The sequence below is a fragment of the Aeromonas simiae genome (assembly GCF_014892695.1).
Lineage (GTDB): Bacteria > Pseudomonadota > Gammaproteobacteria > Enterobacterales > Aeromonadaceae > Aeromonas > Aeromonas simiae.
The window spans coordinates 105,962-130,639 of record NZ_CP040449.1; the positions used below are offsets into that span (position 1 = coordinate 105,962).

Below are 24,678 nucleotides of genomic sequence, written 5' to 3' on the forward strand. Positions count from 1 at the left end.
TATGGCGGCCTTTGAGTACAAGGCGCTCGACAGCAGGGGGCGCAACAAGAGCGGGGTGATGGAGGGGGACTCCGCCCGCCAGGTGCGCCAGCAGCTGCGTGAGCAGGGACTCACTCCGCTGGAGGTGGGTGAGACCACCGAGAAGGCAAAACGCGAGGCGGCCCGCTTCGTGCTGTTTCGCCGGGGGGCATCGACCGCCGAGCTGGCCCTCATCACCCGCCAGCTGGCCACCCTGGTCGGCGCCGCCATGCCGATTGAAGAGGCGCTCAAGGCGGTCTCCCAGCAGTGCGAGAAGGCCCACCTGCGCAGCATGGTGGCCACGGTGCGCAGCCGGGTGGTCGAGGGGTACTCCCTGGCCGACTCGCTCGCCACCTTCCCCCATGTGTTCGATCAGCTGTTCCGCTCCATGGTGGCGGCCGGTGAGAAATCGGGCCATCTGGAGAAGGTGCTCAACCGGCTTGCCGACTACACAGAGCAGCGCCAGCACATGCGCAGCAAGCTGTTGCAGGCGATGATCTACCCCATAGTGCTGACCTGTGTGGCCATCGGGGTGATCTCCATTTTGCTCACCGCCGTGGTGCCCAAGGTGGTGGCCCAGTTCGAGCACATGGGCCAGCAGTTGCCGCTCACCACCCGCTTTCTCATCGGGGCCAGCGAACTGTTGCAGCACTACGGCCTGTGGTTCCTGCTGCTGTGCGCCTTGGCGGCCATGGGGGGGCGCTGGTGGCTCAAGGATCTGGCCCGCCGCCGCCGCTGGCACGCCGTGCTGCTGCGCCTGCCGGTGATAGGCCGGGTCAGCCGTGGCCTCAACACCGCCCGCTTCGCCCGCACCCTGAGCATCCTCAACGCCAGTGCGGTGCCGCTGCTGGAGGGGATGAAGATCGCCGGCGAAGTGCTCTCCAACGATTTCGCCCGCGCCCGGATCCTCGAGGCCACCGAGCGGGTGCGCGAAGGGACCAGCCTGCGGGCCTCCCTCGAAGAGACCAAGATTTTTCCTCCCATGATGCTGCACATGATCGCGTCAGGGGAGCGCAGCGGCGAGCTCGACAGCATGCTCGAGCGGGCCGCCGACAACCAGGATCGGGAGTTCGAAAGTCAGGTCAATATCGCCCTCGGCGTGTTCGAGCCCATGCTGGTGGTCACCATGGCCGGTGTGGTGCTGTTCATCGTCATGTCGATCCTACAGCCGATCCTCGAACTCAATAACATGGTCAACTTGTGACGGCTTGCCGTTACCACTTTTAACCTGCAATGGAGTCAACAATGCACAAGCGTCGTCAACGGGGTTTCACCCTGCTGGAAGTGATGGTGGTCATCGTGATCCTGGGGATCCTGGCCAGCCTGGTGGTGCCCAACCTGATGGGTAACAAAGAGAAGGCGGATCAGCAGAAGGCGGTCTCCGACATCGTCGCGCTGGAAAATGCCCTCGACATGTACAAGCTCGACAACAACCGCTACCCGACCACAGAGCAGGGGCTGGAAGCGCTGGTCACCAAGCCGAGCGTTGAGCCGGAGCCGCGTAGCTATCGCGACGGGGGCTACATCAAGCGCCTGCCGCAGGACCCTTGGAGCAACCCCTACCAGCTGCTGAGCCCGGGCCAGAACGGCAAGATCGACGTCTTCTCCATGGGGCAGGACGGCGAGGCCGGCACCGAGGATGACATCGGTAACTGGAACCTGAAGGACTTCCAGTAAGTGCAGCGTCCCGCCCGCGGCTTCACCCTGCTCGAGGTCATGCTGGTCGCCCTGTTGATGGGGCTGGTGGCCGGTGCGGTCACCCTCAGCATGGGGTCGGTGCAGGGGGATCGCGAGCTGGATCATCAGACCACCCGCTTTCGCGTCGCCCTGCAACAGGCGCAGGAGCGCGCGGTCATGGAGGGACGCCTGCTCGGTCTGAGGGTCGAGCAGGATGGCTGGCAATTCATGGTGCGCACCGGCAAGGAGCGTAAGTGGCAGGCCATCGGCGACGATCGCCTGCTGTCGCGTCACACCCTACCGGAGGGGATGGAGACCACCTTAGAGGTGGACGGTTTCGGCTGGCAGTCGGATCGGGACGAGGCGGCGGAGCAGCAGCGTGACGAACAAAAGCGCTCCCCCCAGGTGCTTATCTTCCCCGGCAACGAGTTGACCCCCTTTACGCTGGAACTGACCCGCGAACAGGAGGGGAGCACCTCACACCGACGGCTCATGGGGGACGAGTTTGGCAAGGTCACCCTGGAGCAGGAGGAAGAGTGAAGGCGCGCGGCATGACCCTGCTCGAGGTGATGGTGGCGCTGGCGGTGTTTGCCATCGCCGGTTTGGCGGTGATGAAAACCGCCAGCGAGCACCTCTCCGGCCTCTCTTATCTGGAGCAGAAGACCCTCGCCACCTGGGTGGCAGAGAACCAGTTGGTGCAACTGCGTCTTGAGCAGAAGTGGCCGGGTGAGAGCTGGGTCGAGGGGGAGAGTGAGCTGGCTGGCAGCAAGTGGTACTGGCGCTATCGCGGCCAGCCAACCCAGGATGCCAACTTCCGGCTGATTGAGCTGGAGGTACGCGATGAGGCCAAGGGGCCCAATCCCATCACCCTGCTGCGGACCTATATCAACAAATGACGATGCGATCGCAACACGGTTTCACCCTGCTCGAGATGCTGGTGGCCATCGCCATCTTCGCTGGCCTCAGCCTCGGCGCCTATCAGGTGTTGCAGGGGGTGCTGGCCAGCGATGAGGTGGCCAAGCGCAAGGAGGCCCGACTGGGCGAGTTGCAGATCGCGCTCGGCGCCTTGGAGCGGGATCTGACCCAGATGCTGCCGCGCAGCGGCCGCATTGAGGGAGAAGCGAACCGGGTGGCGATCGCCGCCTCGCGCTTTGGTCAGGAGAGCGACGACTGGGGTATCGCCTTCATTCGCGGTGGTTGGCTCAACCCGGATGACATGCTGCCGCGCTCCGGCTTGCAGCGGGTCGGTTGGCGCCTCAAGGGGAACAAGCTGGAGCGCCTGAGCTTTCGCTATCCCGACCCGGTGATCGGCACCGAGGCCCAGGTGCGCCCCATGTTGGAAGGGGTGGGGGCGTTTCGCCTCTACTTCTATGACAGGGGGAACTGGAAGGAGAGCTGGAGCCAGCGCGAGGTGCTGCCGCAGGGCATCGCGGTCGAGCTGGAGCTCGACGATCTCGGCCTGATCCGGCGCCAGTTCCTGATCGGGGCCGGTGGCCAGAGGATTGATAATGCGGGGAGCTAGGCGCGCACGGGGCATGGCCCTGCTGGTGGTGATGCTGATCCTCGCCGTCATGGTGGTGGTGGCGACCCAGATGAGCGGGCGGTTGCAGATCGAACTGCGCCGCACCGCCAACCTCAGTGCCGGCAAGCAGGCGTGGTGGTACGCCATGTCGGCCGAGGCGCTGGTGGCCAAGGCGCTGGCTCAGGATGCCAAAGATAGCCCCGAGGTGACCCACCTCGGCCAGCACTGGGCTCGTGACGATGCCACCTTCCCGCTGCCTGATGGCACCCTGAGTGGCCGGGTGCGGGATCTCTATGGCTGCTTCAATCTCAACAGCCTCGGCACGCCGAATAGCTCGGGAGAGACCGGCCACCCCTACCCGGCGCGGGCGTTCAAGCAGCTACTGCTGGCGCTGGAGCTGGATGAATATGAGTCGAGCCAGATCACCGATGCCCTGCGCGACTGGATCGACAGCGACACGGTGATCAGCGGCGAGGGGGCGGAGGATGCCTACTATGAGGGGCTCAAGCCTGCCTATCTGCCGGCCAACCAGCCGCTGGCCTCGGTCGACGAGCTGCGCGCGGTGCGCGGCGTCACCCCGACCCTGTACCGCAAGCTGCGCCCCTATGTGTGCGTGCGGGGCGGGGCCGATCTCAAGGTGAACCTCAACACCATAGGGGTGGATCAGCCCGAGTTGCTGGTGGCCCTGAGCGAGGGGAGCATGGGGCTCGATGACGCCAAGCAGGTGCTGCGCAACCGCCCGAAGAAGGGCTGGGAGAATAATGAAGCGGTGGTGGCCGAGCTGGCCGGCTGGAGTGAGCTGGCCCGCAACACCATCACCCTCAAAAGCGATCTGTTTGAGGCGCACATGGTGGCCGAGGTGGGCGACAGTCGCGCCTTCCTGACCAGCGTGCTGCAACGGGGTCGTGACAACAAATTTACCGTGATCCGTCGTCTGCAAGATGACGGTGAGGAGTGGCATTGAGGGAGAGGCATAACAGGTGAGCGAGAGTCTGGTCGTCCGTCTCGGAACGAGTCGGGAGCAGCCGGTGCATTGGCTGGTCTGGTCGGCAGGGCAGGGGGAGATCATCGCCTCCGGCGTGTTGTCGTCCGCCCATGCACTGGGCGAGCTGAGCGAGCGAGCCGGAGGCCGCCCGGTGCTGGTGCTGGTGCCCGGTAGTGATCTCATCTTGCGGCGGGTCACCCTGCCCGGTCGTTATAATCGGCAGTCGCACAAGGCGCTGCCCTATCTGCTGGAAGATCAGGTGGCCTCTGACGTCGAGGAGCTGCACATCGCCGTGCTCGGCCATGCCGGCAGCGAGGTAAGCCTGGCCGCCGTCGATAGTGAGCGGATGCGAAGCTGGCTGGGCTGGTTGGCCGAGGCCGGCCTCAGCGCCAGCCGTTTGCTGCCGGACGTGCTGGCGCTGCCGCTGCCGCTGCCGGCCGAGGGGTGGAGTGCGCTGCAACTCGGCGAAGAGTGGTTGCTGCGCCAAGGGGAATATGAAGGGGTGGTGGCTGACGCCGTGTTGCTGCCACTGCTGCTGACGGGGGCGCTGCCGCCGATTTACAGCCATACCCCAGCCCCGGCCGGTGTGCCCGGTGAGTGGCATGGCGCCGATCCCGAGTTGCCGATGTTGCTGCTGGCGCGTGGGGCCTTGGTCAGCCAGGTCAATCTGCTGCAAGGGGCCTTCAAGCCCCAGACCGAATACACCAAGTACTGGTTGCAGTGGCGCAAGGTGGCGATCACCGCCGGCCTGCTGCTGCTGGCGGTGCTGCTCAACCGTGGTTTGCAGCTGCATCAGCTCGATGCACAGGACAAGGCGCTCAAGGCCGAGATCCGCCAGGTCTACACCCGCATCTTCCCCGGCGAGAGCCGGATCGTGAACGTACGCAGTCAGATGGAGCAGCACCTCAAGGCGCTCGGTCAGAGCAATGACAAGAGCGGTGTGCTGCGCTGGCTGACCGAACTGGCGCCGCTGTTTGCCGAGGTGAAGGGGCTCAAGCCCCAGGTGATCCGTTACGATGCCACCCGCCGCGAGCTGCGGTTGCAGGTGCGCGCTCCCAGCTTCGCCGAGGTGGAGCGTTTCCGTGAGCTGGCCGGCGAGCGCTTCGCCGTGCAGCAGGGGGAGATGCGCAATGATGAGGGCAAGGTGGAAGGCATGCTGATCCTGAGGAGCAAGTCATGATGAACGCACTGCGGGCCTGGTGGGGCAGCATCTCACCCCGCGAGCAGCGGCTGGTCGGCATCGGGGGCATCTCCCTGCTGGTCGGTCTCCTCTACTGGGGCATATGGCAGCCGCTGGCAGACCGGATCGCCGAGCGTGAGCGGCAGGTGGCGGCCCAACAGCGCACCCTAGGTTGGCTCAAGGAGAAAGGGGAGATGGTCTTGGCGTTGCAGGCAGTGACCGGACGCCAGGTCGACACCGGCGGCACCCTGGAGGGGGTGATCAACCGCACCGCCTCCAACCACAAGATCACCATCGCCCGTCTGCAACCTCAGGGTCAGGATCTGCAAGTGTGGATCGACACCATCCCCTTCGACTCCCTGCTGCTGTGGATCGCTGAGCTGACCGATCGCTACGGCATTCAGGTGCAGGTGATCGAGATAGCCCGTGAGAACCAGCCCCCCGGTATGGTGAAGGTTCGTCGTTTGCAACTGAGTCGTCCCCTATGAAACAGCGCATCCTGATAGGCACCCTGTTCCTGCTTGCTTACCTCATTTTCCTCGTCGCCCGCCTGCCGGCCGAGCTGGTGGTGCGTTTTGCTCCCCTGCCGCCCATGGTGAGCCTGGAAGGGGTGAGCGGCACCCTGTGGCAGGGGCAGGCGGCCCGCCTGCGCTACGCCAGTGAGCGTTTCAGCAACGTGCAGTGGGATCTCAACGGCTGGTCGCTGCTGACCCTCTCCCCTCAGGTGGCCCTGCGCTTTGGCGAGCGCGGCGGCCTGAACGGGCATGGCACCCTGACCTGGCGTGGGGGAGTGCAGGCGCACGATCTGGTGCTGAGTGCCCCGGCGGCCTGGGTGCTCGAGCGGTTGCCACAGCGCCCCCCCTTCCCACTCGATGTGGCGGGAAGGTTGCAGCTCAATGTGACCGAGTTTACCCAGGGTCAGCCCTGGTGCGATCGCCTCTACGGCGTGCTCGACTGGGTCGGTGCCCAAGCCAATACCCCGGCCGGCCAGCTCGATCTGGCCGATCCCAGCGCCAAACTGCGGTGCCAGCAGGGCAAGCTGGTGGCTGAGCTGAACCAGAGTTCGGAGCAGGTCTCGGTCAGCGGCAAGCTGGAGCTGCAAGCGCATCGCCAGTACCTGTTCCAAGGGTTTCTCAAGCCGGGCCCCGAGCTGCCGGAGCAGATGCGCCAGGGGTTGCCTTTCCTCGGTCAGCCCGACAGCCAGGGGCGTTATCCGCTGCGCCAGCAGGGTCGCCTCTGACCGGCCAGCCCACCTCGATAAGAACCCGCCATCCGGCGGGTTTTTTTATGCCGTTACCGTTTATCGCAAAAGTGGCATAGCAAAGGCGGAATCGATCTTTGTCACCAAAGGGGGAGAGGGACACAATAGTTTAAAGTTTTATAACGAACGGAGTCGTTATGCGATCTGGTTCTTATTCGGTCCTTCCTGGACTAGGGCCCACCCTCGGCTTCACCCTGGCTTATCTCGGTGTGCTGGTGCTCTTGCCCATCTCGGCGCTGGTGATCTTCTCGGTCAACAACCTGAGCGCGGCCGAGTTCTGGCAGGTGGTGAGCCAGCCACGGGTGCTCGCCTCGTTTCGCCTGAGTTTCGTCGCCGCCCTCATCGGTGCCGGCCTTAACGCCGTGTTCGGCCTGATCCTGGCCTGGGTGCTGGTGCGCTACTCCTTCCCCGGTCGTCGCTTGGTCGACGCCCTGATCGATCTGCCGTTTGCCATGCCGACGGCGGTCTCGGGCATCGCCCTGTGCGCCATTTTCGCCCCCAATGGCTGGGTGGGTCAGTGGGTGGCGCCGCTGGGTATCGAGCTGGCCTACAACCCCATCGGGGTGGTGATCGCCTTGACCTTCATCGGGCTGCCGTTCGTGGTGCGCACCCTGCAACCCGTGCTGCGCGAGCTGGAGAGCGAACAGGAAGAGGCGGCCGCCTGCCTCGGCGCCAACCGCTGGCAGACCTTTGCCCGCGTGTTATGGCCAACCTTGCTGCCGCCGCTGCTGACCGGCTTTGCACTGGCCTTCGCCCGCGGGGTGGGGGAGTACGGTTCGGTCATCTTCATCGCAGGCAACCTGCCTATGGTATCGGAGATCGCCCCCTTGATGATCATGAGCCACTTGGAGGAGTACGACTATGCCGGTGCCTCGGCCATTGCCGTGGTGATGCTGGCCATCTCGTTCGTGCTGCTGCTGCTTATCAACAAGTTGCAGGCGTGGAGCTGGTCGCGTATCGGAGGAAGCCGGGTATGAGCGACATGACATTGGAGCGGCCACAGGCCGTCACACCGGCCCCACTTGCCCCCGTGGTGACCCGCGAGCCGCGCTGGGTGAAGGGGCTGCTCATCACCCTCGGCCTTGGCTGGTTTGCCGCCCTGCTGCTGCTGCCCCTCGCCATCGTCTTCATCCAGGCGCTGACCCCTGGCCTCAAGGCATTCTGGTTTGCCATCAGCGAGCCCGATGCCCTGAGCGCGCTGGGGCTGACCGCTCTGGTCACCCTCTGCTCGGTGCCGCTCAACGTGCTGTTTGGCCTCGCCGCCGCTTGGGCCATCGCCCGTTTCCGTTTCCCCGGCCGCCAGTTGCTCATCACCCTCATCGATCTGCCCTTCTCGGTCTCACCTGTGATTGCCGGTCTGATGTTCGTGCTGATGTTTGGCAGCCGTGGCTGGTTCGGCGAGTGGTTGAGCGCCCACGACATCAAGATCATCTTCGCCACCCCGGGGATCATCCTCGCCACGACCTTCATCACAGTGCCATTCGTGGTGCGCGAGCTGCTGCCGCAGATGGAGGCGCACGGCCCGGAAGAGGAGGAGGCGGCCATGATGCTCGGCGCCAGCGCCTTGCAGATGTTCTGGCGGGTCACCCTGCCCGGCATCCGCTGGAGCCTGATGTATGGGGTGCTGCTCTCGACGGCCCGGGCGGTGGGAGAGTTTGGCGCCGTCTCCGTGGTCTCGGGTCACATCCGGGGGCAGACCAACACCCTGCCGCTGCACATCGAGATCCTCTACAACGAGTACCAGACCGGCGCCGCCTTTGCGGTAGCCAGCCTGCTCGCCCTGTTCGGTATCGCCACCTTGGTGGGCGAGACTCTGCTCTCCCGCCTGCGTGGCGGCGGACAGCAACACTGATTTTCTGCAGACGTGAAAGGTGAACCCATGAGCATTCAAGTCCAGCATTTGAACAAAAATTTCAACCAGTACGCCGCCTTGCAGGAGATCAACCTCGACTTTCGCGACGGGGAGCTGGTGGCCCTGCTCGGGCCGTCCGGCTGCGGCAAGACCACCTTGCTGCGCATCATCGCCGGCCTCGAGCAGGCGGACAGCGGCCGCGTCATCATCCGGGGCGAGGATGCCTCGGATCTGCACGTGCGCGAGCGCAACGTCGGCTTCGTGTTTCAGCACTACGCCCTGTTTCGCCACATGACGGTGTTCGAGAACGTGGCCTTCGGCCTGCGCGTCAAACCGCGCGGCCTGCGCCCGGACGAGAATGCCATTCGCGCCCGGGTCAACGAACTGCTCGAGCTGGTGCAGCTCGGCCACGTGGCCAGCCGCTACCCGGCCCAGCTCTCCGGCGGTCAACGCCAGCGGGTGGCCCTGGCCCGCGCCCTGGCGGTGCAGCCCAAGGTGCTGCTGCTCGATGAGCCGTTCGGCGCCCTCGATGCCCAGGTGCGCAAGGAGCTGCGCCGCTGGCTGCGCGATCTGCATGACGAGCTGCACGTCACCAGCCTGTTTGTCACCCACGACCAGGAGGAGGCCCTCGAGGTGGCCGATCGGGTGGTGCTGATGAACGCCGGCCGAGTCGAGCAGATCGGCACCCCGGCCGAGGTCTACGAGCAGCCTGCCAGCGCCTTCGTGCACAGCTTCCTCGGCAGCGTCAACCTGTTCCACGGCCGGGTGGCCGAGCTTGGTCTTGGCATCGATGACCAGCTGATCCGTGGCGCCGTACCGGCCAGCCTCACGCCGGGCAGCGCGGCGGTGGCCTATGTGCGCCCGCACGAGCTGGAGATAGCACCGGCCGAATCGGGTGAGGGGGTGCCGGCGGTGATCGCCCGCCTGCTGCCGATGGGGGCCCGCACCCGGGTTGAACTGCGTGGTCAGAGCGAGGGTGGCCTGCGCCTCTATGAGGCCGACGTGGACAAGCCGCTGGCTCGTACCCTGCAACCGGGTCAGGCGGTGCGGCTGGTGGCGCGTCAGGCTCAGTTCTATCCGGATTACCAGATCTAGGGAGGGGCGATGAATTTTCAACAACTGCGCATCATCCGTGAGGCGGCGCGGCGTGAATGCAATCTGACCGAGGTGGCCAATGCCCTCTACACCTCCCAGTCCGGAGTGAGCCGCCACATCCGCGAGTTGGAGGAGGAGCTGGGGGTGGCCCTGTTCGTGCGCCACGGCAAGCGGCTGCTTGGCATGACGGCGCCGGGCAAGGAGCTGCTGGTGATGGCCGAGCGGATCCTGAGCGATGCCCACAACATCCGCCAGCTAGCCAGCAGCTTTGCCAACCGAGAGGCGGGGCGGCTGCGGGTCACCACCACCCACACTCAGGCCCGCTATGCCTTGCCACGGGTGGTGAAGGGATTTCGCGAGCAGTTTCCTCAGGTGCAACTGGAGCTGCATCAAGGCAGCCCGGACGAGATAGTGCGGCTGCTGCAAAGCGGCGAGATGGACGTGGGGATCAGCAGCGAGCGGCTGGAGCGCAGCACAGGTATCGTCGCCTTCCCCTATTACCGTTGGCACCACAACGTGGTGGTGCCGCGCGATCACCCGCTGTTACAGGGGGCGGAACTGACCCTGGCACAGTTGGCCGAGTGGCCCATCATCACCTACCAGTCGGGGCTGACCGGCCGGGCCAGGGTTGACGAGGCGTTCGCCAGCGCCGGGATTATCCCCGAGATCCTGCTCTCGGCGCAGGATTCGGACGTCATCAAGACGTATGTGGAGCTGGGGCTAGGGGTCGGGATCTTGGCCGACATGGCGTTCGATGCGGCGCGCGATACAAACCTAGTGCAGCTCGACAGCAGCCACCTGTTTGCCTCGCACACCGCCTGGATCGGCCTCAAACAGGGGCAGTACCAACCCAACTTCGTGTGGCAGTTCATCCAGTTGTGCAATCCGGCGCTCTCGCTCTCCGACATTCAGGGGCGGGCGCTCGGCCAGCAGGAGGATGCGCCGGACTACCAGATCTAGCGGCGACAGTCGCCATCATGGTGGCGTTTTTGCCCCACTAGGGTGGCGCAGGTCAGGCTGGCGAGGATGTGGCTCCAGGCGAAGGGGGGCGATACCGGGCCACGCTGGCAGCTTGGTGTGTGGCGGTCAGTGGCCCGGCTCCTGGCCCCGGTTGTCGAGGCGCAGGCGGAAGGCGCGGGCGAGGCGATCGTAGAGGTCAGGGGCCTCTCTGTCTTCGATATCCCCGCGGATCCAGGGATTGTCGACCATTTCCAGCAGGATGCACTCGCGCTCGCCAATCTGGCGCAGATCCACCCCGAACAGACCATCCCCCAACTGATGCACCGCCTTGCGCGCCGTGTAGAGCACCCGCTCTGGCACGTCGTCGAGGGGCAGTGCCTCGATGCGGCTCATGTCGAGCGGATGCTTGCGGCGGCGAATGCGGCTGCCCGGCTCGGGGCGATAGCGGCGGCAGGCGAACAGGGGGGCCCCGTCGAGAAAGCCGATGCGCCAGTCGAACTCGGCCGGAATGCGGCGCTGCACCAGCAGTAGGGCCGAGCGGGCCAGCCCTTCATCGAGCAGGCGCGAGAGTTCGCTCTCGTTATGCGCCATGGCCAGATCGCGGCCGAGCGCTCCGTCCGGGATCTTGACGATAAGTGGCAGGCCGAGGCGCTGGATCAGCTCGGCGGCGTGGTGGCGGCCGCGTCGGGTGACCACAGTGGTGGGGGGCATGGGGACGCCGCTGCGCACCATCAACTCGTAGAGGTAGAGCTTGTTGCTACAGGCCAGGATGGCGCGCGAACTGTCCACCACCGGCATCTGCAACTGCTCGGCGCGGCGGGCGAACTCGAAAGTGTAGTGGCCGACGGCAGTCTCGGCCCGCAGCCACAGGGTGTCGAATTCGGGCAACCGCTCTATGGCGGAAGGGGAGAGGATCTCGGCGCGGATCCCCTGGGTGGCGGCGGCGCGAGTAAAGCGTTGCAGGGCCAGCGGATCGCTGCTGGCACGGCCGTCGGCCGGGTCGACCAGGATCGCGAGCTGATAGGTGGGGGTGAGGCTCTCGCTTTCGGCCTCCTCCACCATGGCCTGCACATGGCCGAGCATCAGGGCCCGCTCGTTGTCGTCGAGACTGAGCGGCGAGAGGCTCTCGAGGCGGCGCACCGACCAGCCGTGGCGGCCGCGTTTCAGGGTCAGTGCCTGCAACGGCTGCTGGGTCAGGCCGTAGTAGTAGCGGGTGAGGCCGGCCAGGGCCGGCTCGTCACACTGGCCGAAGATGGCGCGGATGCAGAGGCGATCCTCGCGGCACTCCTCCAGCCACCCCTGCAATTTGCGCCACAGCTTGGCCGGTGGTTGGGGCGGTACCCGCACACTGAGGGTCTCGATCTCTGGCAGGCAGTGGTGGCCGCGCGCCTGGGCCAGTAACGAGCAGTAGTAGCCGGCGCTGAGGTGCTCCATGGAGCGGCACAGGTTGATGAGGCGCGCCCTTCCCCCTGTGGTGGGCAGGCCGTGTTGCAGGTAGCTGCGGGCGGTCAGCAGGTAGTCGGCCTGGCAGGGCCAGTCCGTTGTCTCTTCGACGATGACATAGGTACTCATGACGGAAACTCCACAAGAGAGACCCGCCGCAATGAAGGGCGGGTTCCCCAGTGGGCGTCGATGCACCGGTCCACAACAATGGCGCAAGGGGAGGAAAACAGGTTACAGTGGCTACTATGGTCCTTTGATAACTTGTGATACAAGTCGCATTTTTGGTGCTGAAGATAAATATTGCCCAGCCGGACCGCACAATCCTCTCGTTTTGTCCCGCTACCTCGGATGATCTGGCCGACATCGTGAAGCTGGAGCGCTACCTGTTTGCGCCGGAGATCGCCTTCGGCCATGCCCGTTGGCGCGAGCTGCTGAGGGCGGGACGCTGCGAGACCTGGCTACTGCGGGATCGGGAAGGGGCCTTGATGGCCTACCTGAGTGTGCTGCCCCATCGTGGCTGGCGCCGGTTGGTGGTGCAGACGCTGGCGGTGCACTGGAAGGTGCGGCGTCAGGGGTGGGCGCGTTGGCTGCTCGGTGAGGTGATCCGGCGTAGCCACGCCGAGGGGTGGCGGGGAGTGCGCCTCGAGGTGAGCGAGCGCAACGAGGAGGGGCTCGCCCTTTACGATGCACTCGGCTTTCGCATCATGACCCATTTGCCCGATTACTACGGCCCCGGCCATCACGGTCAGCGCAGGGTGCTGGCGCCATGAGCTGCGAGCACTGCCTCGGCGATGCCTTGCGCGCCAAGCTGGGCCGTTGCCGCACCTGTGCCATCCAGACCTTGCTGGTGGGGGTGGCCGGTCTGCTGGTGTGGGGGTGGTGTGGGGCTGACACCTCGGTCAACGCCCTCACCGGCGCCCTGTTCGCCTTAGCGGGAGGGGGGCTGTTTCTGTTGCATCTGCTGGTCTTTGTCTGGCGCCGGATCTCCGGTCGCGAGCTGGATCGGGAGTGAAGATCGCTTTTTCAAGCAGAGGAGGCTTGTGATGATAGCAATGGTGACCGGCGCATCGGCCGGGTTCGGGGCGGCCATCAGCCGCACTCTGGTGCAGCACGGCTGGCGCGTCATCGGCACGGGGCGCAGGCAGGAGCGGCTGGCGGCTCTGGCCCAAGAGCTGGGGGCGGCGTTTCTGCCGCTGGCATTCGATATTCAGGACAAGGCAGCCACCGAGGCGGCCGTGGCGGGTCTGCCGGCCGAGTGGCAGGCGGTGAGTCTGCTGGTCAACAACGCCGGCCTCGCGCTCGGCCTCGAGCCGGCTCACCGGGCCGACCAAGAGGACTGGGAGCAGATGATCGCCACCAATATTCTGGGGCTGACCCGCATCACTCGGCTGCTGTTGCCGGGCATGGTGGAGCGTGGCTGCGGCCAGGTGATCAACATCGGCTCCATCGCCGGCACCTACCCCTATCCGGGTGGCAACGTCTATGGGGCCACCAAGGCCTTCGTGAAGCAGTTCAGCCTCAATCTGCGCGCCGATCTGGCCGGCACTCCGCTGCGGGTCACCAATGTGGAACCGGGTCTGTGTGGTGGCACCGAGTTCTCCAATGTGCGCTTTCACGGTGACGATGCCAAGGCGGCGGCCGTCTATCAGGGGGTGGAGTTCATCCGTCCCGAGGATATCGCCAACACCGTGCTGTGGATCAGTCAGCAGCCGGCCCACGTCAACATCAACAGCATCGAGATCATGCCGGTCGCCCAGAGCTTCGGCCCGCTGGTGGTCAAGCGCCAGTGATCCCTTAGGGTCGCCGGGTGGCGACCCCTCTTCTTCCCTCTCTGGCCGGTGTCGACAGCGGCCTGTTTTGACCCGCTCCGGCGGCGGGGGCACAATGCCCCGAGATTCAAGGGGGGCACATGCACAACTTCCACTACGCCAATCCGACCCAGATCTGCTTCGGGCGGGGTGAGATTGCGGCCATCCGCACGCTACTGCCGGCCAAAGCCCGTCTGTTGCTGCTCTATGGCGGTGGCAGCATCAAGCGTAACGGCGTTTATGCGCAGGTCTGCGAGGCGCTGGCCGGGCGCGACTGGTTCGAGTTCTCCGGTATCGGCGCCAATCCCGACTATGATACTCTGATGCAGGCGGTCGAACTGGTGCGCCGTGAGCGCATCGACTTTCTGCTCGCCGTGGGGGGAGGATCGGTGCTGGATGGCGCCAAGTTCGTGTCCGCCGCCGCGCCGTTTCAGGGGGACGATCCTTGGGCCTTGCTGGCCGACAAGGTGCCCGTCGAAGGGGCGCTACCGCTCGGCTGTGTGCTGACTCTGCCGGCCACTGGCTCGGAGAGCAACCCGGTGGCGGTGATCAGCCGGGGGGCGGCCAAGCTGTCGTTTCGCAGCCCCCATTTGCAGCCGCGCTTTGCGGTGCTCGATCCGGCCGTCACCTTCAGCCTGCCGGCGCGTCAGGTGGGCAACGGCGTGGTGGATGCCTTCGTGCATATCCTCGAGCAGTACCTCACCTATCCGGTGCAGGCCGATGTGCAGGATCGCCTCGCCGAGGGGCTGCTGCTGGCCCTCATCGACAATGGGCCGCGCGCCCTGAGCGAGCCCGATAACTACCCGGTGCGGGCCAACCTGATGTGGGCCGCCTCGCTGGCGCTCAACGGTCTTATTGGTCGTGGTGTGCCGCAGGATTGGTCGACCCATGCCATCGGCCATCAGCTCACCGCGCTCTATGGGCTGGACCATGCCCAGAGCCTGGCCGTGGTGCTCCCTTCGCTGCTGCGCGAGCAGGCGACGGCCAAGCAGGAGAAGCTCTGCCAGTTGGGCCGGCGGGTCTGGCAACTCCCGCAGCAGGAGAGCGCGGCGCTGAGCGAGGCGTGTATCCAGCATATCGAGGCCTTCTTTCAGCAGATGGGGGTGGCAACCTGCCTCAGCGATTACGGTTTGCACGATGCGTGCATTACAGCCGTATGCTCCAATTTGCGCCATTTTGGGTTGACGATGCTGGGCGAACACGGCGATCTTGATCCGGATCGGGTGGCCCGGGTGTTGGCTCGGGCACGGTAGGGAGATTCCGGGTGGACAAGGGGGGGTGGTGGGGATGAGAGTGTGGGCGGCAGCGCTATGCCTGCTCTGGCTGGGCTCTGCCCAAGCGTTGCAGGCGGTGACGGAGGACAAGCCCCCCTATAACTGGCAGACTCCGGAGGGTCAGGTCAGTGGTTTCTCCGTGGCCGTGCTGGGTGAGCTGCTGGCTCGCAGCCACCTGACGCTGGATCCGCCCGGCGTGCGTCTGTTGCCATGGGCCCGCGCCTATCAGTTGGCGCTGCACACCCCCGACACCCTGATCTTCTCGACCGCCCGCATCCCCGAGCGGGAGTCGCTCTTCTTCTGGATTGGCCCTATCACCGGCTCCCACACCATCTGGTTCTGGCGGTTGCGCAATCGCCCTGAGGTGGTGTGGGAAGATGATCAAGATCGCCAGCAGTGGCGGGTGGGGGTGGTGCGTAGCTCGGCCTATCGCGAGCAATTGGAGAAAGAGGGGTTTGTACTGCGTACGGTCAATCGGGAGGAGGACAAGTTCCAGATGCTGTTGCTGCGACGAGTCGATCTGATCGCCGCCCCCGAGGCCGAGGTGCGCTTTCAGATGCGCAGGCTGGGCAAGGATCCTGCGTTGCTGGCGCCGGTCTCTGTCTATAACCATGACTACGAATACTATTTCGCGCTCAATCGTCGCAGCGATCCCGAGCTGGCCCGGCAACTGCAAGAGGCACTGGAGGGCATGCGCCTAGATGGTGCGCTGGCCCGCCTGCAACAGGAGTGGCTCGAGTAAGGCGGGAGGCTGGCGCCCCCCGCAACGACTCAGGCTTGCAGCGCCTGATCCAGATCGGCCAGCAGATCGCCGATGTCTTCGATCCCGACAGAAAGGCGGATCATCTCCGGTTTCACCCCTGCCTTGCGCTGCTCCTCTTCACTGAGCTGGCGGTGGGTGGTCGAGGCCGGGTGGCAGGCCAGTGACTTGGCATCACCGATATTCACCAGGCGCTTGAAGATCTTCAGCGCATCGTAGAAGCGCACGCCCGCTTCGTATCCCTCCTTGAGACCGAATGAGAGCAGCGCCGAAGGGCGACCGTCCATGTATTGCTCGGCCAGCGGGTAGTGGGGATGCTCCGGCAGGCCCGCATAACTGACCCAGGCCACCTTGGGGTGCTGCTTGAGGTGGTGGGCGACCCGCAGCGCGTTGTCGACGTGGCGCTCCATGCGCAGGCTCAGGGTTTCGAGCCCTTGCAGGATCTGGAAGGCGTTGAAGGGTGAGAGGGCCGCCCCCGTGTTGCGCAGCGGCACGGTGCGCACCCGGCCGATGAAGGCGGCGGCCCCGAACGCCTCGGTGTAGACCACGCCATGGTAGGAGGGCTCGGGCTGGGTCAGTTGGGGGAAGCGCTCGGCGTGTTCGCGCCAGGGGAAGGTGCCGCCATCGACAACGATGCCGCCGAGCGAGGTACCGTGGCCGCCCACGTACTTGGTGAGGCTGTGCACGACGATGTCGGCGCCATGCTGGATCGGTTTGCACAGCACCGGGGTGGCGACCGTGTTGTCGACGATGAGGGGGACTCCCTTGGCGTGAGCCACCCTGGCCAGGGCGCCGATATCGACGATGTTACCGGCCGGGTTGCCGATGCTCTCGCAGTAGACCGCCTTGGTGTGCTCGTCGATCAGCTCGCCGATGGCGTCGGCGCTGTCGTCGCGGGCGAAGCGTACCTCAATACCCTGACTCGGCAGCATGTGGGCGAACAGGGTGTAGGTGCCGCCATAGAGCTGGGGCGTGGAGACGATGTTATCGCCGACCCTGGCCAGGGCCTGGATGGCATAGGTGATGGCCGCCGAGCCAGCCGAGACTGCCAGGGCGGCGACGCCCCCTTCAAGAGCGGCCAGCCGCTGTTCCAGCACATCGTTGGTGGGGTTCATGATGCGGGTGTAGATATTGCCGGGGACCGCCAGATTGAAGAGGTCGGCCCCGTGTTGCGCGCTCTCGAACTCATAGGCAACCGTCTGATAGATGGGAACGGCTACCGACTTGGTCGCCGGATCGCTGGAAAAACCGTGATGTAGGGCCAGGGTCGCGTCTTTCATGGAACATTCCTTATTCTTTGGACGGATAGACGTCTACTTTATGCTGATGACCTCTCTCTGTAAACCACGGCTTCCGGCAAAGCCCTTACATCCGCTGGCGATACTCCTCTTCATCGACCCAGGAGAGGTCCCACTGCATCAGGTGGGTCAGGTATTGAGCCGGATCGCTCGGTGTGGCGTGCAGTCTGGCGCCGATGATCTTGAAGTAGCGACGCCAGAAGGGAAGGGGGTTAGTCGGTGTCATGGTCGTTCCTCCTCTTGGTTGGCATCAGTATTGGTCTAAAATAAGGAAGTTAAAACGGAAGTAATTTCACAGATGGATTTCCTTATTTATGCCGAGCGAACGTCTTTATCTCCACTTCACCCGCCTGTCACAGCTGTTGCCCACTGGTGAGGCGGAGCTGACTCTGCCTGAGTTAGCCGCTTTACTCTGCTGCACGCCACGTAATGCCCGCCTGCTGCTACGGCGTATGGAGCAGGCCGGCTGGTTGTGCTGGCAGGCCTCCGCCGGACGTGGCCACCGGGCCAAGCTCACCCTGCGGCGTAACCAGCAGCAGATGCGGCAACAGCAGTTGGCGGCACTGGTGGCCGAGGGAAAACTGGAGCAGGCGTTGCACTTGGTCCAAGGGCGCACCGAGCAACTGCTGCCACACCTGCTGGCTCATTCTCGCTGTTCGGCACCTGGGGGGCGCCAGATCCTGCGGGTGCCCTATTACCGCCCTCTGCCTTATCTGGTACCGGATGTGCCCCTGCGCCGCTCCGAGGTGCATCTGGTGCGGCAGATTTTCAGCGGGCTAGTACGCAGAAATGAGGAAAATGGGGAAATCGAACCTGAACTCGCCCACCACTGGGAGCAGTTGGAGGCACGGCGCTGGCGCTTCTACCTGCGCCCAGCGGTACGTTTCCAGCATGGCCGCCAGTTGCAGGCGGAAGATGTCTGTGAGTCGCTTGGCTCACTCTCGAGTTATCCCCTTTTTCAGCATCTGGAGCGAGTCGAGGCGATCTCGCCCCGTACGGTTGATATCTACTTACGTGAACCTGACCCCTGGCTGCTGCAACTGCTGTGTGAGGCCCAGGCGCTGATCCTGCCGCGCGAGTGGCGCAGCCTGCCTGATTTTGCCCTACAACCGGTTGGCTGCGGCCCATATCGGGTAGTGCGTAACGACCCGCAGCGTCTGCAGTTGGAGGCGTTCGATGACTATTTCGGGTTGCGGGCCTTGCTCGATGAAATTGACATCTGGATGTTGCCCAAGTTGGCCGAGCGGTTGACGTGCCAGCTGCGCCTGGCTCCGGAGCGTGCCGATCTGGGGCAACGCCGGGCGGAGTCGGGTCTGGAGGCGGGCTGCTATTTCCTGTTGAGCGATGATCGCTCCCTCTGGTTGCGGGATGAGTCATTGCGCCACTGGCTGGCGGCCACACTCGATCCCATTGCGTTGATGGCGGGCATGGCGCGCGAGCTGCAACAAATTCTCACGCCGGCGCTGGGGTTGCTGCCACATTGGCGGGATCTGCCCCTGCCGGCCGAGGTGGCGCGGCCAGCGACGTTGCCACCTCGGCTGGTGGTGGCCTGTTTCAATCAGCATCTGGAGTTTCGTGAGTTGGCCGGGGCGATGGCCGGGTTACTGGCATCCCATGGGGTTGCCCTTGAGTTGCGGGAACTCGACTATTCCCGCTGGGCCAGGGGGGAGGATGAGGATGTGGATCTCTGGCTGGGAACCGTCAATTTGGAGCACGACAGGGATTTTGCCGCCTATTCCTGGTTGCAGGGGGTGCCTTTACTGCGGGCCGCATGGAACAGCCTTGACCCACTATGGGCTCAGTTGTCTGACTGGCGTAGCCAGGGGGCACGCCCAGGCCCTCGGCAGTGGCTGCGACAGCGACAGAGTGAGTCCCGCTTCCTGCCACTGTTTCATCACTGGCTGGAGTTGGAGAGTCGCAGTGGGGTACACGGCTTGCGCATGACCGCACTGGGTTGGTTTGATTTCCGACATGCCTGGTTAAAACCGGATAATGGCGGGGATGACTAGCATGATGGAGTGCGTTAATTATATATATTGGTTTTTTATTCGAATAAATAAACTTTTTTAAGAATTAGGTTTTTTGGCTTGAGTCGTTACTACGTTTCATTGAAGGCGTTTTTAATTACGGGTTATGTAAGTGAATTTCATATGAGGCCGGTAACAAAAAAAGACCGCAGCCTTGGGTGCAGGCTCCGGTCATTAGCATATGCATAAAAATTTGAAAGAAGCTGAATCCTGAGGGCAAGCGGAGGCTGCGCTCAAGAAACTTAAGAATTATAACACCCAAGATAGCTTTTTAAAGTATTTGCTCTAGATGGCGAATAAAAAATCGCCCCGAAGAGAGACTCTTCGGGGCTGCTATTCAGCCACATTCAATTACGTGAAATAAAAGGTCTGAAAGATAGAACATCTTACCTCTGTACCCTACGCAGCAAAATGTACATCACGCCCATCGAAAATGAAAGTTATTTTTGTAACTTAATTTCACAAAACGTGACTGAAAATATTTTCATTAATATTCAATTAGATAAAAAAGACCCCGGGGGATTCCCGGGGTATGTACAAAGGTGACTTACTAGCACTTCCTCAAGTGTAAAGTTAGTCAGCACAACGCAGGCAAAGTTCCGCTGTATCAGGAAAAAAGTTTTTAAAAATACTAAAAATGGAAGGGGTTGATGTTAACTATATGATTTATATGGTTATGCTTGCGCCAGTTCATTGGCTGACTGGGGAAGGACGGAACGCCGATAGTGCCCGGCGATGATGGCGCCACGCTGCTGTAAATAGCTGTCGAGAGCCCCGCCGGAGAGCTGGAGGATGTTGCGTTGCTGATGCTCCTCACGGGCTTGTTGCTCCACTCGAGCGGCCTTGCTGGCCACGGCGAAATCCTGTGAGGAGGGGGAGATGGGGGCGAGGGCGGCCCGCTGTACTTGCTGCATCTTGGTGATGGTGGCCTCGGGATCACCGATGACTGCCGAGGTGTCGATGCGTACTGTGCCTCCGGTCGCATAGCTTGCACCGTCCGGCCCTCTTGTCATGTCATAACTTGGTGTGCCCGCATAACTTCCTCCTTGGCGCTGATGGGCCTGTTCGTGCTCGCGGACTTCTTTATCCCGTTGCTGTAGTTGCCGCAGCAGCTTCTCTTGTGCGGGATCCCGTCTTTCATCCTCCTGAGAGCCCCGCTCCTGTCCTTGCTGGGAAGATCGCCCATCAGGATGGCTGCGGGAGGTGGTCTGGGCTGCGGGTTGTTCACGCGCCTCCCGCGTCGGTGTAGAGGGTTCCTGTATCGCCTGCCGAGCACCTTCTTGGCGCTCTTGGGTCGCCGCCTGCTGTTTTTCCTGGGGGGTCGCCTGCTGGACCTGTGGGATCAGCTCGGCCCGGCGATTATCACGCTGGGCCGACTCGGTGGGGACGTAGAGATTGTTGGGGGGGAGGTAGGGGGAGGGGGTTGTGATGTTCATGTCACACCCGGATGTCGATCAGCGTCCCCATCATATCGCTGGCGGTCTTGATCACCTTGGCGTTGGCACCGGCTTCGAGCTCTCCGACGTTAAGATTGATCAGCTCGTCGGTGACATTGATCTTGTCACCTTCCGGAGTATTGAGTCGTGCGATGGCATCGGATGACTCTGCCACCCGTTGCTCGGCTCTTTGGTAGCCCATCACACCCGATGTCATGGCTGAATCGATGCGCATGCTCTCTCTCCTCTGGCTAGATGGCACAATTATCCATCACGGCCTGAAAGAATTAAAGCGTGCTGGTTATTTATTATCCTTTCAGACCCGCCAGTAGCTCGACAAAATCATGTGGGTGGGAGATGAAAGGGGCATGGGAGGCTTTGTCAAATACTCGGCTGTGGCTGGTCGGGTAGCGCTCATCAAGCAGGGGAATGACCGACTTGGGGACCAGTGAGTCGAGGCGGCCATAGATGCGTAACCACTCCCCTTGCCAGTTGTGCATGGCTTCACGCAGGTCGACGGTTTCCAGCAGTTTCAGCCCCGCGGCCAGCGCAAGGGGGGAGGGTTGGGGCCTTTGTGCCAACCAGTGGCGCAGTTGGCGAATATCATTACGGGCATGCTCACTGCCCATGGCCTGAATGGCGAGGAAGCGCTCAATGGTTTGCATGAAGTCGCCTTGCAACATGTGCTGGAAACCGTGCAACACCTTGGGGGCAATGCCCGGCCACTCCTCTTTGGACATGAAGCAGGGGGAGCTGGCGACGGTGATGAGGCGTTCAACGCGTTCTGGGCGGGTCAGGGCTAACTGGCTGGCAACCAGCCCCCCCAGCGACCAACCGAGCAGGGTCGCTCGTTCGGGAATGACCTGGCTCACCGCATCGGCCAGCCAGGGAAGGGTGTAGTCGCATGTGTCGGGCACAGAGGAGGCGCCGAAACCAGGCAGATCGAGGATGTGCAGGTGGTAATGGCGGGCAAGTTCCGGAGCAACCCCGTGCCATACCGCGCCGTTCATGCCCCAGCCGTGGAGCAGTACCAGTTCGGGGCCCTGCCCCATCCGTTCGACCGCGATGCTCATCTACACTCAAGTCCTGTTGCCACCATGGGATGGTGCCGCATGGTAAAGGGCTGGCTGGCGAAAGCAAGAGGGTTGCTAGGGGAGCCACATGATTGGTGCGGAGACTGCCTGCTCTGTCGTCAACCGAGTGAGGAGGCACTGCTCTGCTCGTATTGTCGAATGGCACTCCGGCAGGAAGGGCGCCATTGTCACGGCTGTGCGGCGCCTCTGCCGGAGCTGGTGCCTCTGGATCGGTTATTGTGCGGCCGCTGTCAACGTCGCCCTCCTCCGTGGCAGCGCTTGCAGGTGATCGGCGACTATCGCGCCCCCTGGCCGGTACTGGTGTCCCGCTTCAAATATTCCCGGCAGTGGCAGCTTGCCCCCGTGTTGGCTCAGTTGCTGTCCGATCATCTCGATCTCGGTGACCCGCCCGAAGTACTGATCCCGGTGCCCATACACTGGTGGCGGCGTTTGCAACGGGGTTTCAATCAGGCCGAAGAGTTGGCCAGAGAGGTCGGGAGGTGCACCGGTATTCCGGTAGATGGCTCATTGCTGCGTCGCATTCGTCACACCCCGCAGCAGAGCCGGCTCAGTGCCGGCACGCGGCGACGCAATTTGAGAGGGGCCTTTGCGGTTCGCTCCCATCATTACCAGCATGTTGCCTTGCTCGATGATGTGGTGACCACCGGCGCGACGGCGGGGCAGCTGGCCCGGTTGCTATTAAATAGCGGGGTGGCGCGGGTCGAGGTATGGGCGCTTTGCCGTACGCAGCGGCACCTAAGGTGATGTGACTTTGCCCCCTGCATCGCGTCGCTACCCATCGCCAAACAAGAGGAGTATCATCAATACCCTAGCCATTTGCTCAGGTTTATGAGGACAGTGATGATCACTATTTCCGAAGCCGCCCAGGCTCATTTTCGCAAGCTGCTGGAGAAACAACCGGAAGGTACCAACATCCGGGTGTTTGTCGTCAATCCCGGTACGCCGAACGCCGAATGCGGTGTCTCTTACTGCCCTCCCGACGCAGTTGACCCGGATGATCAGCATCTGCCGTTTTCTGGTTTCGATACTCTGATTGATCCGCTCAGCGCCCCCTTCCTGGAAGATGCCAGCATCGATTTTGTCACCGACCAGATGGGCTCCCAGCTGACCCTGAAGGCCCCCAACGCCAAGATGCGCAAGGTGAGCGACGATGCCCCTCTGGTTGAGCGCATCGAGTATGTGCTGCTCTCAGAGGTGAACCCCATGCTGGCCGGCCACGGCGGCAAAGTCACCTTGACCGAGCTGACCGAAGATGGTTTTGCCATCCTGCAATTCGGTGGTGGCTGCAACGGCTGCTCCATGGTCGATTACACCTTGAAAGAGGGGATCGAGAAGCAGCTGTTAGAGAAGTTCCCAGACGAGCTCAAAGGGGTCAAGGACGCCACCGAGCACCAGCGTGGTGACCACTCCTACTATTGATGTGGTTGGTAACAAAAAGGCCCCGCCAGTTGGCGGGGCCTTTTGCATGGGGAGGCGGGCGATCACTCGTCCTTCTTGTCCCGAGAGAGCAGCGCGATGGCGGCGGCTTTCGGGTCTTTACCTTCATAGAGCACCTTGTAGATCTGCTCGCAGATCGGCATCTCGACGCCGCAGCGGGCCGCCAGCAGATGCACCTCCTTGGTGTTGCGATAGCCTTCCACCACCTGGCCAATCTCGTTCATGGCGGTGTCGACCGCCTTGCCGGCGCCAAGCGCCAGGCCGAAGCGACGGTTGCGCGACTGGTTGTCGGTGCAGGTGAGCACCAGATCGCCCAATCCGGCCATGCCCATGAAGGTCTTGGCGTCGGCGCCAAGGGCCAGCCCCAGTCGCTGCATCTCGACCAGACCGCGGGTGATGAGGGCAGTGCGCGCATTGGCTCCGAAGCCCAGCCCATCGGAGAGGCCGGCGCCGATGGCGATGACATTCTTCACCGCGCCACCGAGCTGCAATCCAACGAAGTCTGGATTGGTATAGACCCGGAACGAGCGGTCACAGTGCAATAGGTGCGAGAGATCCTCGGCGAAATCATCATGGGTGGCAGCGACCGAGATGGCGGTCGGCATGCCAGCAGCCAGCTCGCGGGCGAAGGTCGGCCCCGAGATGACGGCCAGCGGTATCGTTTCACCCAGGATCTCGCGGGCTACCTCTTGCAGCAGGCGGCCGCTATCCGGCTCGAGCCCCTTGGTGGCCCAGGCGATGCGGCTGTCGGGGCGCAGGAAGGGTTTGAGGCGGGTCAGCACATCGCCAAAGACATGGCTCGGCACGACCAACAGCAATACAGGGGCCGCCTGCACCGCCGCTTGCAAATCGGAGGTCAGTTGCAGCGCATCGGGAAACGGCACATCCGGCAGAAATGCCGTGTTGCAGCGATCCCGCTCTAGCTCGGCCACATGGGCGGCCTCATGGCCCCACAGCAGGGTGGGGTGGCCGTTGCGGGCTAAAGAAATGGCAAGGGCGGTGCCATAAGACCCCGCCCCCAAGACCGAGATTACAGCCTTGTCACTCATCTTAAGCGTCCGCAGTAGCCTGCTGGGCCTGCAATTGGGCCACATGCTGGGCGAACAGGGCGTCGAAGTTAACCGGTGCCAGGTTCAGTTGCGGGAAGGAGCCGCGGTTGACCATGGAAGCCACGGTTTCACGGGCATACGGGAACAGGATGTTCGGGCAGAAGGCAGCCAGGCAGTGTGCCAGCTGTTGCTCGGGCAGGTTGCCGATGGTGAAGATACCGGCCTGATGTACTTCGCACAGGAAGGCGGTCTCATCACCCAGCTTGCAGGTCACGGTCAGGGTCAGCACCACTTCATAGATGCTGTCAGCCAGCAGGTTGGTCTTGGTATCCATGTCCAGACCTACTTCCGGTTGCCACTCTTTTTGGAACACGAGCGGGGTATTCGGCGCTTCGAAGGAGACGTCTTTGACGTAGATGCGCTGGATGTTGAATTCCGGTTGGACTTCCTGATTGTTGATTGCTTCAGCCATGTCGATTGATTCCTTGAGTTCAGAAAAAAC

General features: G+C 63.2%; 29 protein-coding genes. 21 read left to right on the plus strand and 8 right to left on the minus strand.

The window, feature by feature from the left end; all coding sequences use genetic code 11:
• The first annotated feature begins 1 nt into the window (after position 1).
• The 13 genes from exeF (at position 2) to cbl (ending at position 10,550) form a co-directional block, all read left to right on the plus strand.
• Positions 2 to 1,222: a GspF family T2SS innner membrane protein variant ExeF gene (gene exeF, locus FE240_RS00480; protein ID WP_042047050.1), complete on the plus strand. Its 1,221-nt coding sequence runs from the start codon at positions 2 to 4 to the stop codon at positions 1,220 to 1,222.
• Between the two features lie 41 nt (positions 1,223 to 1,263).
• Positions 1,264 to 1,695: a GspG family T2SS major pseudopilin variant ExeG gene (exeG, locus tag FE240_RS00485; protein WP_042047052.1), complete on the plus strand. Its 432-nt coding sequence runs from the start codon at positions 1,264 to 1,266 to the stop codon at positions 1,693 to 1,695.
• A 39-nt stretch (positions 1,696 to 1,734) separates the two neighbouring features.
• On the plus strand, positions 1,735 to 2,235 hold the full coding sequence (gspH, locus tag FE240_RS00490) for a type II secretion system minor pseudopilin GspH (RefSeq protein ID WP_193004376.1): 501 nt from the start codon (positions 1,735 to 1,737) through the stop codon (positions 2,233 to 2,235).
• The gene (gene gspI / locus FE240_RS00495; protein WP_193002947.1) at positions 2,232 to 2,591 is read left to right on the plus strand and encodes a type II secretion system minor pseudopilin GspI; all 360 of its coding nucleotides are present in this window, start codon (positions 2,232 to 2,234) and stop codon (positions 2,589 to 2,591) included. Before gspH ends, gspI begins: the two co-directional genes overlap by 4 nt.
• On the plus strand, positions 2,588 to 3,217 hold the full coding sequence (gene exeJ, locus FE240_RS00500) for a GspJ family T2SS minor pseudopilin variant ExeJ (RefSeq protein ID WP_226798914.1): 630 nt from the start codon (positions 2,588 to 2,590) through the stop codon (positions 3,215 to 3,217). The genes gspI and exeJ overlap by 4 nt, the downstream gene beginning before the upstream one ends.
• Positions 3,204 to 4,181 (plus strand): type II secretion system minor pseudopilin GspK, encoded by a 978-nt coding sequence (gene gspK / locus FE240_RS00505; RefSeq protein WP_193002949.1) that lies wholly within the window; start codon positions 3,204 to 3,206, stop codon positions 4,179 to 4,181. The genes exeJ and gspK overlap by 14 nt, the downstream gene beginning before the upstream one ends.
• Before the next feature lie 16 nt (positions 4,182 to 4,197).
• Positions 4,198 to 5,382, plus strand: a complete 1,185-nt coding sequence (exeL, locus tag FE240_RS00510; protein WP_193002950.1) for a GspL family type II secretion system protein ExeL — start codon at positions 4,198 to 4,200, stop codon at positions 5,380 to 5,382.
• Positions 5,379 to 5,870 carry a GspM family type II secretion system protein ExeM gene (gene exeM, locus FE240_RS00515; protein ID WP_193002951.1) on the plus strand — a complete coding sequence of 164 codons (492 nt, stop codon included), beginning with the start codon at positions 5,379 to 5,381 and terminating at the stop codon, positions 5,868 to 5,870. Before exeL ends, exeM begins: the two co-directional genes overlap by 4 nt.
• Positions 5,867 to 6,622, plus strand: a complete 756-nt coding sequence (locus FE240_RS00520; RefSeq protein ID WP_193002952.1) for a type II secretion system protein N — start codon at positions 5,867 to 5,869, stop codon at positions 6,620 to 6,622. Before exeM ends, FE240_RS00520 begins: the two co-directional genes overlap by 4 nt.
• 158 nt (positions 6,623 to 6,780) lie before the next feature.
• Positions 6,781 to 7,620 (plus strand): sulfate ABC transporter permease subunit CysT, encoded by an 840-nt coding sequence (cysT, locus tag FE240_RS00525; RefSeq protein ID WP_193002953.1) that lies wholly within the window; start codon positions 6,781 to 6,783, stop codon positions 7,618 to 7,620.
• A gap of 5 nt (positions 7,621 to 7,625) precedes the next feature.
• Positions 7,626 to 8,495 (plus strand): sulfate ABC transporter permease subunit CysW, encoded by an 870-nt coding sequence (gene cysW / locus FE240_RS00530; protein ID WP_226799095.1) that lies wholly within the window; start codon positions 7,626 to 7,628, stop codon positions 8,493 to 8,495.
• A 27-nt stretch (positions 8,496 to 8,522) separates the two neighbouring features.
• Positions 8,523 to 9,590, plus strand: a complete 1,068-nt coding sequence (locus tag FE240_RS00535) for a sulfate/molybdate ABC transporter ATP-binding protein (RefSeq protein ID WP_193002955.1) — start codon at positions 8,523 to 8,525, stop codon at positions 9,588 to 9,590.
• Positions 9,591 to 9,599: 9 nt separating this feature from the next.
• Positions 9,600 to 10,550 (plus strand): HTH-type transcriptional regulator Cbl, encoded by a 951-nt coding sequence (gene cbl / locus FE240_RS00540; RefSeq protein ID WP_193002956.1) that lies wholly within the window; start codon positions 9,600 to 9,602, stop codon positions 10,548 to 10,550.
• A 126-nt stretch (positions 10,551 to 10,676) separates the two neighbouring features.
• On the opposite strand, the gene FE240_RS00545 is transcribed toward cbl, so the two are convergent.
• Positions 10,677 to 12,122: a RimK family protein gene (locus FE240_RS00545; protein ID WP_193002957.1), complete on the minus strand. Its 1,446-nt coding sequence runs from the start codon at positions 12,120 to 12,122 to the stop codon at positions 10,677 to 10,679.
• A gap of 191 nt (positions 12,123 to 12,313) precedes the next feature.
• Here FE240_RS00545 and FE240_RS00550 point away from each other — a divergent pair, with 191 nt between their 5' ends.
• The 5 genes from FE240_RS00550 to FE240_RS00570 all read left to right on the plus strand — a co-directional run bounded on the left by FE240_RS00550 (position 12,314) and on the right by FE240_RS00570 (position 15,817).
• Positions 12,314 to 12,763, plus strand: coding sequence for a GNAT family N-acetyltransferase (locus FE240_RS00550; protein ID WP_193004378.1), 450 nt, complete (start codon positions 12,314 to 12,316; stop codon positions 12,761 to 12,763).
• Positions 12,760 to 13,005, plus strand: coding sequence for a DUF3624 family protein (locus FE240_RS00555; protein WP_193002958.1), 246 nt, complete (start codon positions 12,760 to 12,762; stop codon positions 13,003 to 13,005). Before FE240_RS00550 ends, FE240_RS00555 begins: the two co-directional genes overlap by 4 nt.
• Positions 13,006 to 13,036: 31 nt before the next feature.
• A complete protein-coding gene (locus FE240_RS00560) occupies positions 13,037 to 13,783 on the plus strand; it encodes an SDR family oxidoreductase (RefSeq protein WP_193002959.1) in 747 nt (248 codons plus the stop codon).
• 119 nt (positions 13,784 to 13,902) lie between these two features.
• Positions 13,903 to 15,054, plus strand: coding sequence for an iron-containing alcohol dehydrogenase (locus FE240_RS00565; RefSeq protein WP_193002960.1), 1,152 nt, complete (start codon positions 13,903 to 13,905; stop codon positions 15,052 to 15,054).
• Positions 15,055 to 15,088: 34 nt separating this feature from the next.
• Positions 15,089 to 15,817 (plus strand): substrate-binding periplasmic protein, encoded by a 729-nt coding sequence (locus FE240_RS00570; RefSeq protein WP_193002961.1) that lies wholly within the window; start codon positions 15,089 to 15,091, stop codon positions 15,815 to 15,817.
• A gap of 29 nt (positions 15,818 to 15,846) precedes the next feature.
• On the opposite strand, the gene FE240_RS00575 is transcribed toward FE240_RS00570, so the two are convergent.
• Both FE240_RS00575 and FE240_RS00580 read right to left on the minus strand, forming a co-directional pair.
• Positions 15,847 to 17,115, minus strand: a complete 1,269-nt coding sequence (locus FE240_RS00575) for an O-acetylhomoserine aminocarboxypropyltransferase/cysteine synthase family protein (RefSeq protein ID WP_193002962.1) — start codon at positions 17,113 to 17,115, stop codon at positions 15,847 to 15,849.
• A gap of 85 nt (positions 17,116 to 17,200) precedes the next feature.
• Positions 17,201 to 17,359, minus strand: a complete 159-nt coding sequence (locus FE240_RS00580; protein WP_193002963.1) for a hypothetical protein — start codon at positions 17,357 to 17,359, stop codon at positions 17,201 to 17,203.
• Between the two features lie 88 nt (positions 17,360 to 17,447).
• On the opposite strand from FE240_RS00580, the gene sgrR reads away from it, so the two are divergent.
• Positions 17,448 to 19,142 carry an HTH-type transcriptional regulator SgrR gene (sgrR, locus tag FE240_RS00585; RefSeq protein WP_193002964.1) on the plus strand — a complete coding sequence of 565 codons (1,695 nt, stop codon included), beginning with the start codon at positions 17,448 to 17,450 and terminating at the stop codon, positions 19,140 to 19,142.
• A gap of 692 nt (positions 19,143 to 19,834) precedes the next feature.
• Here sgrR and FE240_RS00590 read toward each other — a convergent pair.
• The 3 genes from FE240_RS00590 to bioH form a co-directional block, all read right to left on the minus strand.
• Positions 19,835 to 20,596, minus strand: a complete 762-nt coding sequence (locus FE240_RS00590) for a putative metalloprotease CJM1_0395 family protein (protein ID WP_193002965.1) — start codon at positions 20,594 to 20,596, stop codon at positions 19,835 to 19,837.
• A gap of 1 nt (position 20,597) precedes the next feature.
• A complete protein-coding gene (locus FE240_RS00595; RefSeq protein ID WP_193002966.1) occupies positions 20,598 to 20,831 on the minus strand; it encodes a flagellar biosynthesis protein FlgE in 234 nt (77 codons plus the stop codon).
• Between the two features lie 73 nt (positions 20,832 to 20,904).
• Positions 20,905 to 21,669 carry a pimeloyl-ACP methyl ester esterase BioH gene (gene bioH / locus FE240_RS00600; RefSeq protein WP_193002967.1) on the minus strand — a complete coding sequence of 255 codons (765 nt, stop codon included), beginning with the start codon at positions 21,667 to 21,669 and terminating at the stop codon, positions 20,905 to 20,907.
• Between the two features lie 39 nt (positions 21,670 to 21,708).
• On the opposite strand from bioH, the gene FE240_RS00605 reads away from it, so the two are divergent.
• On the plus strand, positions 21,709 to 22,434 hold the full coding sequence (locus FE240_RS00605; protein WP_193002968.1) for a ComF family protein: 726 nt from the start codon (positions 21,709 to 21,711) through the stop codon (positions 22,432 to 22,434).
• Between the two features lie 96 nt (positions 22,435 to 22,530).
• Positions 22,531 to 23,109, plus strand: coding sequence for a Fe-S biogenesis protein NfuA (nfuA, locus tag FE240_RS00610; protein WP_193002969.1), 579 nt, complete (start codon positions 22,531 to 22,533; stop codon positions 23,107 to 23,109).
• A gap of 62 nt (positions 23,110 to 23,171) precedes the next feature.
• On the opposite strand, the gene gpsA is transcribed toward nfuA, so the two are convergent.
• Positions 23,172 to 24,176 carry an NAD(P)H-dependent glycerol-3-phosphate dehydrogenase gene (gene gpsA, locus FE240_RS00615; RefSeq protein WP_193002970.1) on the minus strand — a complete coding sequence of 335 codons (1,005 nt, stop codon included), beginning with the start codon at positions 24,174 to 24,176 and terminating at the stop codon, positions 23,172 to 23,174.
• A gap of 1 nt (position 24,177) precedes the next feature.
• Positions 24,178 to 24,648, minus strand: coding sequence for a protein-export chaperone SecB (gene secB / locus FE240_RS00620; protein WP_042047079.1), 471 nt, complete (start codon positions 24,646 to 24,648; stop codon positions 24,178 to 24,180).
• Between the last annotated feature and the right edge of the window lie 30 nt (positions 24,649 to 24,678).